Below are 13544 nucleotides of genomic sequence, written 5' to 3'. Positions count from 1 at the left end.
CATCTGTTTTTCAGATGCGGCTTTTTTCGTTCACGTTCCCAGGAAACCATCGCCGAGGAACTGTTCAATTACCTGCATCAGTTTTTTCCATTCCGGATCCTGAGGCACGGGGATGTGATTGTTACTGTCCAGCATGACGAAACGCGCACCGGGTATTTCACTTGCCAGAATGCGTCCCTGATCGATTGGGTGGATGACATCACCACGAGCGTGCACAACCAATGTAGGCGTCGTGATTTCGGGCAGGAGATCTCGCACCATAAACCGGTCAACCAGCTTGCGAAGCCTCACAGCGGTTTCCGGTGAGGCCGATTCACGTTGCATTCTGGTGAAACTATCAATCTGCTCCGTTGTGCCATCGGGCATGAAGAGCGATGTAAAGGCCTTTGCGAATGTATGCTCTGGCTGGCCCCATCCAGCTTTGATCAAACTTAATACCGTCTGTTCATCCACGTCGCATTGGGAAGGTTGGCGAAAGCTTCGCCCTTCTGCATAGCCGCCATACAGGATCAGATGGCTGACGCGCTCAGGAAATTTTGCGGCATATGTGATTGCAACGGGTACGGCTTGAGATGCGGCAAATATTGGGAATTTTTCAAGCTGATTTGCATCTGCAACCGCTGCCAGATCATCCACAAACTCATCAATTCCCACCCCATCAAATTCACGACTGGAAAGCCCCGTGCCTCTTTGATCATAGCGGTATAGCGTGTGGGCTTTGCCAAGTTCTTCCAAAAATGGGCGCCAGACCGGGCTTTGCCAATCAAGTTCCAGATGTGACAGCCAATGGCCCACACGGATCAGGCCCGGCCCACGTCCCGAGCGCGCATAGGCAATCTTGACACCGCCCCTGGAATTGACAAATCGAATGTTCTGCTCTGCCAGATCGGTATCTGGTTTTGGTACTGCAGATTGATTGTGCGACAGCTCCAGTTCGGCGATAAACTGGAAACCCCGCCTTGGCACAGTTTTTATGATCCTTTGATCTTTGCCATTGTCTCCAATGGCTTTGCGTGCGGCATTCATCCGGGCGCTGATGGTGGAATCGGACACTGAAAGCCCTTGCCAAACATCTGCAATCAGGTGGTCTTTCGTGATCAGGCTGCCTGCATTTTCGGTGAAAAGAGCCAAAATATCAAATACTTGTGGCTCAACGTGAACAATTTTTCCATTTCGAACCAATTCATGGCGAGCCAGATCAAGCGTGCAATTTGAAAATTCGTAAATCATGGTTTCAGTAGACGCCGGATTGCATCGGTTCTCAAGAGATCAACCCTTATTGGAGATAATCAGAGGAAAAAGACAAGCGTTTCTTAAGGGGATCTTCAAGCAGAGAAGCGGTGTCTGTGGTGAATTTGCATCTTCGTAAATGAGGAGAACAATGATGTTGGAATCAGGATCAGCAAACGTACGCAGGCACCATGATGGATCAATTGATACCGCATATTACCTTGTGATTGGTCGTCAGCGGAGGAGTAAACAAATCTACCATTTGCTTCTTTTGGCTCAGCAGGTCCTGAAGGGATTTTGGTTTGTTTTGTTCCGCGAGCCATTTTCCAAAAATTATCACGGTTGATTTGAACACAGCATTTTAAGCGCAACGCAGACTGGTTTTCTATGCGCAACAGGTGTTCCCGTGCTATCGCAGGAAAATGGAGTCGTTCGAACAGAAAAATTCAGCCGACAAGCCTGATTCAGCCCGCCAATTGAGTCGTTTTCATTGGTATTGCCAAGGGTTGAAAGGCATTGTGTCCGTGCCAGCTTTCATCTTGATGATGAGCTATGTCGGCTTTGGCGCGCTTGCCCAGGAAGCTGGACTGAGTGTGACGCAAGCGGCTTTCAGCACCGCAGTCATCTGGGCGCTGCCAAGTCAGGTGGTTCTGGCCGGGGCATTGGCTGCCGGCACCAGTATTGGGCTGGTTGCGCTGGCTGTTGCTTTGGCATCTGTGCGCTTGACACCCATGGTGGCGGCCTGGGTGCCTGTGGTTCGGGGCCCCCAGAGCACCAGACTTTCTCTGGTTTTGATGTCTCAATTTGTGGCCATTACCGCCTGGATTGTGACCATGAACCGTATGCCCGATATCCCGAGGGAAGGGCGTGGAGCGTTCTTTATTGGATTTGCTTCCAGCCTGACTGTTTGCAACACATTGGTGACGATCCTCAGCTTCATCGTGGCCGGAGAATTATCTGATAGTTGGCGGGCAGCTTTGCTGTTTTTGACGCCGATCTACTTTCTTACATCCTTGACAGCGGCCGCAAAGCTGCCATCAGATCGGTTTGCGTTGCTGTTCGGTTTGATTTTCGGTCCGTTGATTTACATGACAGGCGTTCAGCTGGACCTGCTGTTCTCAGGCCTGCTGGCAGGCACGCTTGCGTTCCTTGTGGACAAGCAGATCAAGAAGCGGGCAGCGCGGGGATGAACCAGACATTTTTCAGTGTGGACGCCTGGTGGTGGCCCTATGTTTTCATATTGCTGGCAGGCTCTTTGCCAACAAATATGTGGCGTTGGCTGGGTGTATTTGTGGGCGGCGCGTTGCGCGATGATTCCGATCTGTTGCTGTGGGTCAGAGCTGTCGCATCTGCGCTGATTGCAGGCGTCATTTCCAAACTTATTCTGTTCCCCAGCGGGCCATTGGGCGAGACATCAATGCTGCTGCGCCTTGGCGCAACAGCAATTGGCATGGCTGCGTTCTGGCTGTGCCGTAAGAGTATTCTGGCCGGTGTGGTGGCTGCTGAAGCGGTGTTGCTGGCCGCTCTGTTTATCTAAGAGATCGCAACGCGGATTTTTTCGGCATGTTGTGTCAGCAAATCCATGTCTGCCATCTCGCCGGTATGTGGGCGCAGCGCAACGCCTTCGAAACGCGGTATGACATGCACATGGGTGTGAAACACCACCTGACCGCCTGCGCTTTCCGAGAATTGCTGCAGTGTGATGCCATCTGCTGCAAAAGCTATCTTTTGGGCTTTGGCTAGTTTCTGAGCCGTGGCCATGACAGCCGCCAGATCTGCTACATCAATGTCCAGCAGATTGCGCGATGCGGTCTTTGGCAGAACCAGCGCATGACCGTCGCCGCGCGGCATGATGTCCATAAAGGCGAAGGTCTTGTCGTCTTCATAGACCTTCTGGCAGGGCAGTTCGCCACGCAGAATCTTTGCGAAAATATTGTCCGGGTCGTAGGCGGTCATGTGGAATTCCTCAATCAGACTTTTTGAATGGCGCGTGCGCAGAAAGGGCCTGTTGCTCCATTTTCACATGAAGCCGTTCCTGCTCCAGATAGTGTTCCACGGCATCACGGAATCCGGCATTCGGAATCCAGTGCGCGGAGTAGGTGGTTGTTGGCACATAGCCGCGGGCCAGTTTGTGTGCGCCCTGTGCGCCAGCTTCCACTGTTTGATAGCCATTGGCGATGGCCCAATCAATGGCCTGATGGTAGCAGAGCTCAAAATGCAGGAATGGATGATCTTCCAGACAGCCCCAATTGCGACCGTATACCGTGTCGGAGCCAATGAAATTCAGTGCCCCTGCAATATATCGGCCCTGACGTTTTGCCATGATCAGCAACACCCGGTCGGCCATACGTTCGCCAATCAGTGAGAAGAATTGCCGCGTCAGATAGGGTGTTCCCCATTTGCGGTTGCCAGTATCAAGGTAAAAGTCAAAGAAGACATCCCAATGCTCTTCTTTCAGGTCTGATCCGGTGAGCCATTCAATCTCGATGTCGTTTTCGAGCGCCCGCCGCCGTTCCTTGCGCAATGCTTTGCGCTTTGATGAGGATAGGGCGGCCAGAAAATCATCATATGTTGTGTAGCCATTATTTTGCCAGTGAAACTGCTGATCGGTGCGGCGCAGAAAGTCCATGTCTGACAAGGCCTCCCATTCCTGTTCTGTCAGGAATGTGAGATGCGCTGATGAGGCTTCAAACTGCACCGTCACCTGTTGAATGGCTGCGGCCAGGAGCGCTACGATCTGTTTGTGCACGGATTGACTGGATTGATTGGCGATCAGCAGGCGGCGGCCTGTGACCGGCGTGAAAGGCACTGACATTTGCAATTTTGGATAATAACTGCCGCCAGCGCGCTCATATGCGTCCGCCCAGCCATGATCGAAGACATACTCGCCCTGACTGTGGGTCTTCAGATAGGCGGGGACGACAGCCAGGGGCGCATCGCCTGGTTTCTCCAGAACCAGATGGCGTGCATACCAACCAGAGCTATCAGATGCCGATCCTGACTCTTCCAGCGACGATAGAAAATCGTATGACAGGAAAGGGTTATAGGGGATCTCCTGAGGTTTTGAATCAAGCGGTCTGGTGCTGGACCAGCCCGGATTGGCACAGGTATCCCATTGCAACCGGTCAATATCAGACAGGGAGGAGAGAAGGCGCACGCTGTTCGGCAGCTCGGTTTTTTCAGAATTGGAATCCATAGCTCTTATCTATGGCGTTGATCGGGGATCAAAACCCTCAAATGTGATTTGATCGCAAATTTTTTCCGCCTTGGCTGCCTGTTCAGGCGTTCGGACCGTCCAGCAGATGACCGGAACACTCATCAGGTTTTCAAACAGAGAGACCGCCCGGCTTGGCAGATCGTTGATATTGTAAGAGATGAAGTCGGGTTTGGACTGCTGCCAGTGGAGCATTTTGGATAGTTTGAACCGCTGGAACCGGCTGAGAAAACGCCACTCTTCTATGTCCCGATAATGTTCTGAAACAATGCCGTTCGGCACATGGGGCAGCCAGTTTTGTACGCCTTTCACCAGAGCCGGATCGAAAGACATGGTGGCCACCGGGCCGAAATAGGTTCCGATGGTTTCAGACACCCGGAGCGGGAGGCCTTCATCGCCATCCCACTGGCTTTTCAACTCAATGATGAGTGGAACTTTTTCAGACACTTGTTCAAGCAACTCCTGCAAGGTCTGAATGCGATCAGGCCCGTCATTGAACGGGATTTTTTTCAATTCGGCGACCGACAAATCCCGGACCGTTGCCTTGTTTTGTGTCACGCGGCCCAGTGTATCGTCGTGAAAGACTACAACCTGATTGTCTGCGGACAGGCGTACATCACATTCGATGGCGAAGCCTGCCTCGATTGCAGCCTGAAAAGAGCTCTCACAGTTTTCAACCCGACCTTGCGATTTGTCATGCAGGCCGCGATGGGCGATGGGGTCTTTGAAGAGGGAAGCTGTGTCAATCACTGTCGGCTAAATCTCGAAGATGGCTTCGACTTCAACGGCCACGCCAAAGGGCAGGGCCGCGACACCGACAGCTGAACGGGCATGGGCACCCCGGTCACCCAAGGCTGCGACCATAAAGTCAGAGGCGCCGTTGATGATCTTGGGCTGATCCACAAAATCGGATGTGGAATTTACGAATCCAACCAGTTTTACCAGACGGATAATTCTTTCCAGTTCGCCAAGTGCTGATTTTGCCTGTGCCAGAATGTTGATAGCGCACAGTTTCGCAGCCGCCTGGCCATCCTCAATGCTCGCATTTTCGCCAAGCTTTCCGATATATTCTATGCCATTGGGCCCAATGGGTATCTGGCCGGACACATAAAGGTAGTTGCCGCTGATGACGAAGGGGACATAGTTTGCAGCGGGTGCTGCTGCGTTTGGCAGAGTGATGTTCATTTCTGCAAGGCGGTCTTCAATCGACATAAATCAATCCGTGGCTCTCTAAAATTGTTGGGCGTTGGGTCGCCGGGTCAGGCGGCTAGCCTGTTCAGATTTTAACTTGTCACAGGGTGGCAAAGCGATCCACAGTTAATTCTTGGGTGAGTCCCTCGCACTATGATGGTTCGGCGCGCCGCAATATTGAAACAACACAGGATTTTCTTGCGATGAAACGGAATTTTTTCCAGCCGATCGTCATTTTGTCGATCGTCGTTACAGGTGTCCTGCCCGCACAAGCCGTTACGCTTGTTTCCCATCGTGCTGTTTACGACATTTCCCTGATCGAAGCGGAAGATGCGACGTCAATTTCAGATGTGTCGGGGCGCATGGTGTTTGAATTGACCGGGTCTGAATGTGACGGTTATGCCGTGCAATACCGCTTTGTCACACGTCTGGGTGAAAAAAATGGAACATCGGCTGTCACGGATTTTCGCGTAACGACATTTGAAGAAGCAGATGGCAGTTCCTTCAGCTTTGCATCCTCCAATTTTGTGAACAACAACAAGGTGGATGAAGTGAGGGGCGTCGCCAATCGCAAAAATAATAAAATCGCGGTTGATCTGACATTTCCCGAAGAGGAAGACATGACATTCCCCGGCAGCGCGGTCTTTCCCAGCCAGCAATTTGAAAAACTGATCAATGCGGCTATCGACGGTGAGAAAATCGTCCAGCATCTTGTTTTTGATGGTTCAGAGAAGGGCAAAGAGGTGTTTGACGCGACCAGTCTCATTGGCGCGCAGGACCGTTTGTCAGAATCTGATAAGGAGGGTGTCTTATCGGTTGATGAACTTGCCAAATCACCGTTCTGGCCTGTCACAATCAGCTATTTTGATCTGGGTGCAAGCGGCGAATTACTGCCGAATTATGTGACCAGTTTTGACATGCATGACAATGGCATCAGCCGGAATATCACTATGGATTACGGCGACATGGTTTTGAAAGCTGACTTGACCCAGCTTGACGTTCTGGACGCAAGTTCGTGTAACTGAATTACGGATTAACCGACATTTTTTGCCGCGTATCTGGCGTTTGTTGGTTTAGTGAGATCAGTCTGACCTGCAGGTTGTGAATGTATTTTTCGATTAGCGGGCTGGATGAGAAATTCTGTCGCCGCACGATGCCGACATTGCGCTCAAATTCGAAATCGATTGGGTAAAAACGCGCGAGATCTTCAAACTGCGTCTCATAATGGCTGCCTTCCGGCATAACGCTGAGCAGACGGGTTTGTCGCAGGCTCTGATAGACAATTTCGTTTGAGTTCGTGACAATTTTGAAGGTTGGTTTCGGCTTTTTGCGATGTGCGAAATAGGCTTCAAGCGCGGTTCGACCGGCCTCTTCAATTTCCGGGACAATCCAGTCGTAAAGCAGCAGATCGTCAATGGAAACCGATTTGCCTGCAAAGGGATGATCGGCACTGCACAGGCCGACATATTTATCAGAAAAAATGCTTTCAACCAGGCAGGACGGGTCATGCATCACCCGGTTGACCATCCCGACATAAAGATCAATCCGATTGCTGAGAAGTGCCTGATGCAGGCGATCTGCATGGTCGGTCATCACCGAATAATCGATGCCCGGATGCAGGGCGTGAAGGTCTAAAATGGCATCATTGACGCTGCGGATGAAAGACCTGCCGACACCAATGCGCACCAGTCCAAGTGAGCCTTGCGCCATAATGGACATCTCGTAATTCGAGCGCTCAAAGTCCAGCAGGATGCGTCTGGCATGTTGCTCCAGGGCAATGGCAAATGTTGTGGGCTCGACGCCACGCGGCAAGCGTTTGAACAGCAAAACGCCGTAGTGCTGCTCCAGGGAATGAATGCTTTTACTGATAGCAGGTTGGCTGATATTTGCGCTCTGGGACGCCTGAAGAAAGCTGCCATGGTCGAACACGGTCAGGAAATGCTTGAGCTGCCGTAAATGTATCACTGATGGTCTCCCTGCCTCCTACCTATTCCTGAAAGTTATATAAATCAAACATAAAGAAGCTTGTTATTCTAGCTCGTGGTGTGATGATGAGGCCTGTAATTCTTTTCGGGAGGAAATAAGAATGGGTATCAGATCAGTTTTCGGCAAATCATTTGCCGTAGCGTCATCCACAGCGGCAGTGCTCGGAATGGGCGTTCTGGCAGCTGCGGCACAATCGCAACCGCCAATCAATGTGGTGATCAACCAGTCGCCATGGCTTGAAGGCTTTGCCTCAATCGTTGAGGAATATGAAGACGAGACCGGCAATACGGTGTCTCTCGACGTCAACCCCTATGCTGGCAGTCTTGAAAAGCAGCGCAATGCTGTTCGCTCTGACAAAAGTGAATTCGATCTTTTGATCGTGAACGGGATTTTCTACCCCGAGATGTATCATGGTGGCTTTCTTGAGCCATTGAAGAACATTGATCCGGATTTTGAACTGGACCCGCAGGTTTACACCTATGGAGATACGCCCTGGTTCGACGCTGAGAACAAGACTGTGAACCGGGAAACAGGCGATCTTCTGACTGTTCCGGTCAATCCCAACATCACCCTGATGTTCTATCGCAAAGATCTGTATGACGAGAAGGGCCTGTCTGCTCCGGAAACATTTGACGAATTGCTGGCGAATGCCAAAATGTTCCACAATCCACCGGAAATGTACGGCATTGTACAACGTGCCAGCCGCGGAACTGTCTCCGTTACCTGGGACTTTTTCCCTTACATCAACGGCTATGGCGGTTCTTTCTTCCGTGATGAACCAAATGGCGACTTCTTTGTGACGCTGAACAGTGAAGCTGGTCGCAAAGCTCTGGAAATGTATGTGCAACTTGCCAAAGAGGCTGGACCGCAAAACACAGCCAGTTTGACACAGGGCGATCTGATTCAGTTCCTGGCAACTGGAAAGGCCGTGCATGCAGTGCTGCCTGTGGCGGCCTGGGCACAGATGGATGATCCGAACAAATCCATCGTACCGGGCAAGATTGATTTCGCAACGCTGCCACATGCTGAAGGCTTTGATTCGACACCTGCTTTGGGTCACTGGCTTGCCGGCATTCCAAAGAATTTGGACGATGCTCAAAAAGTGGCCGCGCTGGAGTTCCTGAAATGGTTCCAGAAGCCGGAAACACAGATTGCGTATGCCGAACTTGGCGGTGCCCCTGTGAGTGCAGCAGCCTATGAATCCGACTTCGCTGAAAAGCCTGAGAACAGGTACATGATGGCCATGCGGACAGCTTCTCCACAGGCAAAAGGCCTCTGGACTATTCCTGAAGGTGCTGAAATTGCAGCGGTTATGGAATTGGGATTGAACCGTGCGGTTGCCGGTGAAATCACGGTTGTTGATGCGCTCAATTCCATGGCGAAAGATATGGCAAAAGTTCTGTCAGACGCCGGTTACAAGACTGGCAATCTGCCCGATCTGAAATAGCAGATCCTCCCCGGAGGCCCCGTTCGTTGCATTTATGCAGGAGCGGGGCTCTCCGTTTGTACAGCAATCACTCTTATGCAACACGTGATCTAGCAGCGTGTTTGACCTGATGGTGTACGCAATTCTCAACAAGAAAGCCGGAATGCTATGACTTCTGTCCAATTAGGCTGGATGCCCAAATACGGGTCATTGTTTCCAGCAGTTGTCGTCTTTCTGGCTCTGGCTGTGTTGCCGGTTGCGAACCTCATTTTTCTGAGTTTTATGGACATTTCCTGGTCCGGCGGTGTTGTGCAGCGGGAATTTGTTGGTCTGGAGAATTACGCAGCCCTTGGGGATGATCCGCTTCTGAAGGCGGGCATTGTCAATACACTCATTCTGGTCGTCGTCGCGACAAGCTGTCAGGTGTTATTGGGACTGGCACTGGCGATTGCCTGTTCATCGCTTGGACACAGTTCCCGGCTCTATCGAACGCTTTTCATTCTGCCTATTCTTATCCCGGGTATCATCATCGGCGCCATATGGCGCTTGATGTATAATTTCCAGTTCGGGATCATCAATCAGGGGCTCGATTTACTGGGTATACCGGCTGTTGACTGGCTGGGATCGCCGCATTTGGCGCTGGCCTCGGTTATTGTGGTTGATATCTGGCACTGGACGCCGTTTTCATTTCTGCTGCTGCTGGCCGCGGTCGAGGGGTTGCCAAAAGATGTGTCGGAAGCCGCCAAGGTTGATGGCGCAACCGCATGGCAGGAATTCCGTCGTGTCAGCCTGCCGCTGCTATGGCCGGCGATCTTCATGACTTTCATTTTCCGCGCTGTCATTGCCTTCAAGGTTTTTGATGAGGTGTTTCTGCTGACATCGGGAGGACCGGGGACAGCGACTGAAGTGATCAGTTTCACCATATATCAGCGCTTCTTTCTGCAGGATAATCCCGGCTATGGCTCTGCCATCTCAGTGGCTGTGATATTCTCTGTTGCTCTGATCATCGCGATTGCCCTGCAGTTGCAGAACCGACGGGAGGCGACGCGATGAGCGATATTGTCCAAACCAAACGGCGCATGCCAACAGACAAGGTTCTGCTGCATGTGGCCATGATAGCGGCGGTTATCATTACGCTTGGGCCTTTTGTGTGGATTGCGTTGTCTGCTTTCAAGACGCAGATCGTGCTGCTGATGGGCGATATTACGTTTTCGCCGGTTTCCTATAATTTTGACGAAGTGCTGTTTGATCGCAGATCAACCTATCCGCAGAATTTTCTCAACAGTCTCATTGTGGCCAGTGTCAGCACCACGCTTGTCATTGTGATTGCCTTTCTTGCGGGATATTCGTTGTTGCGGATGAACTGGCCGCGTTGGGTCCTCAACGCGTTTCTCGTGTGGGCCATGTTGTTCAATCTTGTGCCGCCTGTCTCTCTCGCCAGTGCCTGGTATGAGCTGTTCCGAACCGTTAATGTGAGTATTGATCTGGTCGCACTGACCCTGGCGCACACCACTTTGAATCTGCCATTGGCCTTATGGCTTCTGATCTCGTTCTTCCGCGAAGTGCCGAGAGAGCTGGAAGAAGCTGCCTTTGTCGATGGCGCGAAGTTCTTGACATTGCTGCGCCGGGTCATCGTACCCGTGATGATGCCCGGCATTGTTGCCACAGCCGTTCTGGTGTTCATTTTCAGCTGGAACGAGTTTCCGGTGGCCCTGGCCCTGACCAACAACAAAACCGCCACTGTGCCGGTCGCAATTGCAAAATATGTTCAGGAAGAAGAGATCAAATACACGCAAATGGCGGCTGCCTCTGTGTTGTCAGCCATTCCGGCGCTGATAGCTCTCATCTTTGGCCAGCGCTTTATTGTCAAGGGCCTGACAGCCGGTGCCGTCAAATGAGTGGTGATGGGTTTCCAGTCAGCACGCCGGATTTGACACGGTTGCGCACATATCATGCAGACCTGGCAGCTTATGCCGATATCCGCCTGGTCACTCTGTCTGATGGTGCGGAACGTGGTGTTCGCGTACTTGAGCTTCGCTCTGGTGGCGGGCTTGAGCTTGAAGTTGTTGTGGACCGTGGATTTGATCTGGGGCGATTGGCGATCAACGGTGTGACCGTCTCGTGGCATTGCGCGAATGGTTACAGAGCCCCGTGGCTGTTGAATCCGTCATCTGACAAGGGGCAGGGGTTTTTGCGTGCCAATAACGGGTTTTTGAGCACATGTGGCTTCGATCATATTCGCCAGCCTGAAACAGACTTGTTGGCAGATCAGGGCGTTTATCCGAATAGGGAAATTGATTATCCGCTGCATGGACATGGCGCGCACCAGCCGGCCCGATTGATCTCATATGGTTTTGAAGAGGACGCAGAACATCCTTACCTTTGGTGCGAAGGCGAAATTGTTCAGACAATGCAGTTTCACGGCACATTGAAACTGCGGCGACGCATTGAAGTGCCGCTGGGCAGCACGGAGATTTCCATGCATGACCGCGTGGTCAATCGCGGCCCCACCGAGATGAGCCATATGATGCTGTATCATTTCAACATTGGCCATCCGCTGGTTGCAAAAGGATGCCAAATCGATTTGCCACATGCGCAGCATGTCTGGGGGCAGACTGATCCGTTGGATGCATTTCCCGAACCTCAATTGGACCAGAATAACGGCTTGTCTGTCTTTGCCATGGATGAAGACCGGGCGGCTGGCATCTGCACTGTTTCAAATCCTGAAAATGGCCTTGAACTGGCCCTCCGGTTTCAACAGGAATCTTTGCCGTTCTTCCAATTGCTGCGCATGACGGGGCAAGGCACCTATGGCATCGGTTTGGAGCCATGCACTGCAGGAAAACGCAGCCGCAGTGAAGCGCGTGCGGCGAATGAAATGGGGTTTTTGAAACCCGGCGAACATCGCGATTATCAATTGGATATTTCGCTCAAGTCGAAAGCATTGACCCGAAGTGAGAGCGCATAATGAGGACAGTTTTCATCCTGTTCGATTCCCTGAACCGGCATTTTCTTGAGTGCTATGGCTCGCAATTGTTCAGCACACCGAACTTCAAACGACTGGCAGAAAAATCGGTGACATTTGAGCAGCATCATGTTGGCAGTCTGCCCTGCATGCCTGCGCGCCGCGACATTCAGACGGGACGTCTCAGCTTCATGCATCGAAGCTGGGGTCCGATGGAGCCGTTTGATCAATCCGTGTTTGAGAAATTACAGGATGCTGGCGTCTACTCGCACCTCATTACCGACCACTACCACTATTTTGAGGAAGGGGCGGGCAACTACCACACCAAATATTCCAGCTATGAGCATTTCCGAGGCCAGGAAGGCGATAAGTGGCAGGGGGAAGCTGCAGCTCCTGTGGCAGATTGGGAAGCGCGTTATCATGCCGATCAGTTTGACGCCAAGTCCGATTCACTGCCGTTTCACTATATGGCCAACCGGGCGCATTTAGAGCAGACGGGACAATTCCCATCGACCCAATGCTTCGATGCTGCCTGCGCTTTTCTGGACAAGAACAGGGAAGCGGATAACTGGTTCCTGCAGATTGAGACCTTCGATCCTCATGAGCCATTTTTTGCACCCGAGGAACATCGGCAGAAGTTCAAATCCGATTATGACGGCAAGATAAGAGACTGGCCGCCTTATGCGCCTTATAAGGGCCAGTCGCCTGAAAATGACGAGATGATGCGCAATTACATGGCGCTGATTTCCCATTGCGATGAGCAACTTGGCAGAGTTCTGGATTTCATGGATGCCCATGATATGTGGCAAGACACCATGCTGGTGGTTTCCACGGATCACGGTTTCCTTTTGGGAGAGCATGAGTGGTGGGCAAAAAACAAGATGCCTTGTTTTTCCGAGATTGCCCATATTCCCCTGTTTGTTCACCACCCTGATCATTCGGAGTGTGATGGTGAACGCCGCAACGCATTGACGCAAACACCTGATTTAGCTGCGACTTTCTGCGAAGCCCATAAAGCGCCGAGCCTTGATGGTGCGACCGGTCGGTCTGTCCTGCCGCTGATAGCGGATGCGGGTGCCAAGAACCATGATGCTCTGATTTTTGGCTATTTTGGCGGTGCGATGAATCTCACCGATGGGCATCATACCTATTTCCGTTATCCAGAAAACATGATGGATCAGCCGCTGTTTCAATACACGTTGATGCCAAACCACATGTTGCATTCCTTCTCGCGGGAAGAGTTGCAAGCTTCTGAATTAATTGATGATCTGGAGTTCGCGCAGGGCTGGAAAGTGCTGCGCTTTAAGGTGCAGGACAGCCCCGGCTGGTATCGCTCTCACGGGCCAGGTGCGATGGTGGAATGCAAAACGGCGCTTTACGATTTGAAGGTTGATCCCGGCCAGACAGTACCAATTTTGAACGACGATGTGGAGCAACAGCTCGTAACCATTATGGCGCACCTCATGCAGGCTTCCAAGGCACCGCCCGAAGCCTTTGAACGTTTGGCAATTCCTAATGGGCAGGACATCTGA

General features: G+C 51.8%; 15 protein-coding genes. 8 read left to right on the top strand and 7 right to left on the bottom strand.

Going from position 1 to position 13544, the window contains the following annotated elements; translation table 11 throughout:
• Nucleotides 1-30 precede the first annotated feature (30 nt).
• Together RAL91_RS17225 and RAL91_RS17220 are read right to left on the bottom strand one after the other, a co-directional pair.
• Nucleotides 31-1230 (bottom strand): alpha/beta fold hydrolase, encoded by a 1200-nt coding sequence (locus tag RAL91_RS17225; RefSeq protein WP_306257488.1) that lies wholly within the window; start codon nucleotides 1228-1230, stop codon nucleotides 31-33.
• Nucleotides 1231-1325: 95 nt separating this feature from the next.
• Nucleotides 1326-1625 carry a hypothetical protein gene (locus RAL91_RS17220; protein WP_306257487.1) on the bottom strand — a complete coding sequence of 100 codons (300 nt, stop codon included), beginning with the start codon at nucleotides 1623-1625 and terminating at the stop codon, nucleotides 1326-1328.
• 129 nt (nucleotides 1626-1754) lie between these two features.
• Here RAL91_RS17220 and RAL91_RS17215 point away from each other — a divergent pair, with 129 nt between their 5' ends.
• Both RAL91_RS17215 and RAL91_RS17210 read left to right on the top strand, forming a co-directional pair.
• On the top strand, nucleotides 1755-2420 hold the full coding sequence (locus RAL91_RS17215; RefSeq protein ID WP_306257486.1) for an AzlC family ABC transporter permease: 666 nt from the start codon (nucleotides 1755-1757) through the stop codon (nucleotides 2418-2420).
• Entirely contained in the window at nucleotides 2417-2767 is a 351-nt protein-coding gene (locus tag RAL91_RS17210; protein ID WP_306257485.1) for an AzlD domain-containing protein, read from the top strand. The genes RAL91_RS17215 and RAL91_RS17210 overlap by 4 nt, the downstream gene beginning before the upstream one ends.
• On the opposite strand, the gene RAL91_RS17205 is transcribed toward RAL91_RS17210, so the two are convergent.
• From RAL91_RS17205 to RAL91_RS17190, 4 genes are read right to left on the bottom strand one after another with little or no spacing between them, the layout of a single operon-like run.
• Nucleotides 2764-3186 (bottom strand): HIT family protein, encoded by a 423-nt coding sequence (locus RAL91_RS17205; RefSeq protein WP_306257484.1) that lies wholly within the window; start codon nucleotides 3184-3186, stop codon nucleotides 2764-2766. The two genes, RAL91_RS17210 and RAL91_RS17205, sit on opposite strands and share 4 nt — an antisense overlap.
• Nucleotides 3187-3196: 10 nt before the next feature.
• The gene (locus RAL91_RS17200) at nucleotides 3197-4426 is read right to left on the bottom strand and encodes a GNAT family N-acetyltransferase (RefSeq protein WP_306257483.1); all 1230 of its coding nucleotides are present in this window, start codon (nucleotides 4424-4426) and stop codon (nucleotides 3197-3199) included.
• Nucleotides 4427-4435: 9 nt separating this feature from the next.
• Nucleotides 4436-5194, bottom strand: a complete 759-nt coding sequence (locus RAL91_RS17195; protein ID WP_306257482.1) for a glycerophosphodiester phosphodiesterase family protein — start codon at nucleotides 5192-5194, stop codon at nucleotides 4436-4438.
• Between the two features lie 6 nt (nucleotides 5195-5200).
• A complete protein-coding gene (locus RAL91_RS17190; RefSeq protein WP_306257481.1) occupies nucleotides 5201-5656 on the bottom strand; it encodes a RidA family protein in 456 nt (151 codons plus the stop codon).
• Between the two features lie 182 nt (nucleotides 5657-5838).
• On the opposite strand from RAL91_RS17190, the gene RAL91_RS17185 reads away from it, so the two are divergent.
• Complete coding sequence (locus RAL91_RS17185) at nucleotides 5839-6660, top strand: EipB family protein (RefSeq protein WP_306257480.1); 822 nt, start codon at nucleotides 5839-5841, stop codon at nucleotides 6658-6660.
• 1 nt (nucleotide 6661) lies between these two features.
• Here RAL91_RS17185 and RAL91_RS17180 read toward each other — a convergent pair whose 3' ends face one another.
• Nucleotides 6662-7600 carry a LysR family transcriptional regulator gene (locus tag RAL91_RS17180; protein ID WP_306257479.1) on the bottom strand — a complete coding sequence of 313 codons (939 nt, stop codon included), beginning with the start codon at nucleotides 7598-7600 and terminating at the stop codon, nucleotides 6662-6664.
• A gap of 121 nt (nucleotides 7601-7721) precedes the next feature.
• On the opposite strand from RAL91_RS17180, the gene RAL91_RS17175 reads away from it, so the two are divergent.
• The 5 genes from RAL91_RS17175 (at nucleotide 7722) to RAL91_RS17155 (ending at nucleotide 13544) form a co-directional block, all read left to right on the top strand.
• Nucleotides 7722-9068 (top strand): extracellular solute-binding protein, encoded by a 1347-nt coding sequence (locus tag RAL91_RS17175; RefSeq protein ID WP_306257478.1) that lies wholly within the window; start codon nucleotides 7722-7724, stop codon nucleotides 9066-9068.
• A gap of 147 nt (nucleotides 9069-9215) precedes the next feature.
• Entirely contained in the window at nucleotides 9216-10100 is an 885-nt protein-coding gene (locus tag RAL91_RS17170) for a carbohydrate ABC transporter permease (RefSeq protein ID WP_306257477.1), read from the top strand.
• Complete coding sequence (locus RAL91_RS17165; RefSeq protein WP_306257476.1) at nucleotides 10097-10945, top strand: carbohydrate ABC transporter permease; 849 nt, start codon at nucleotides 10097-10099, stop codon at nucleotides 10943-10945. The genes RAL91_RS17170 and RAL91_RS17165 overlap by 4 nt, the downstream gene beginning before the upstream one ends.
• Nucleotides 10942-12015 carry an aldose 1-epimerase family protein gene (locus tag RAL91_RS17160; RefSeq protein WP_306257475.1) on the top strand — a complete coding sequence of 358 codons (1074 nt, stop codon included), beginning with the start codon at nucleotides 10942-10944 and terminating at the stop codon, nucleotides 12013-12015. Before RAL91_RS17165 ends, RAL91_RS17160 begins: the two co-directional genes overlap by 4 nt.
• On the top strand, nucleotides 12015-13544 hold the full coding sequence (locus RAL91_RS17155; RefSeq protein ID WP_306257474.1) for a sulfatase: 1530 nt from the start codon (nucleotides 12015-12017) through the stop codon (nucleotides 13542-13544). Before RAL91_RS17160 ends, RAL91_RS17155 begins: the two co-directional genes overlap by 1 nt.

Source organism: Pararhizobium sp. IMCC21322, from assembly GCF_030758295.1.
In the GTDB taxonomy this organism is placed as follows: Bacteria; Pseudomonadota; Alphaproteobacteria; order Rhizobiales.
Note: the sequence above shows the minus strand (reverse complement) of the source record. Positions and strands in the feature narration are given on the sequence as shown.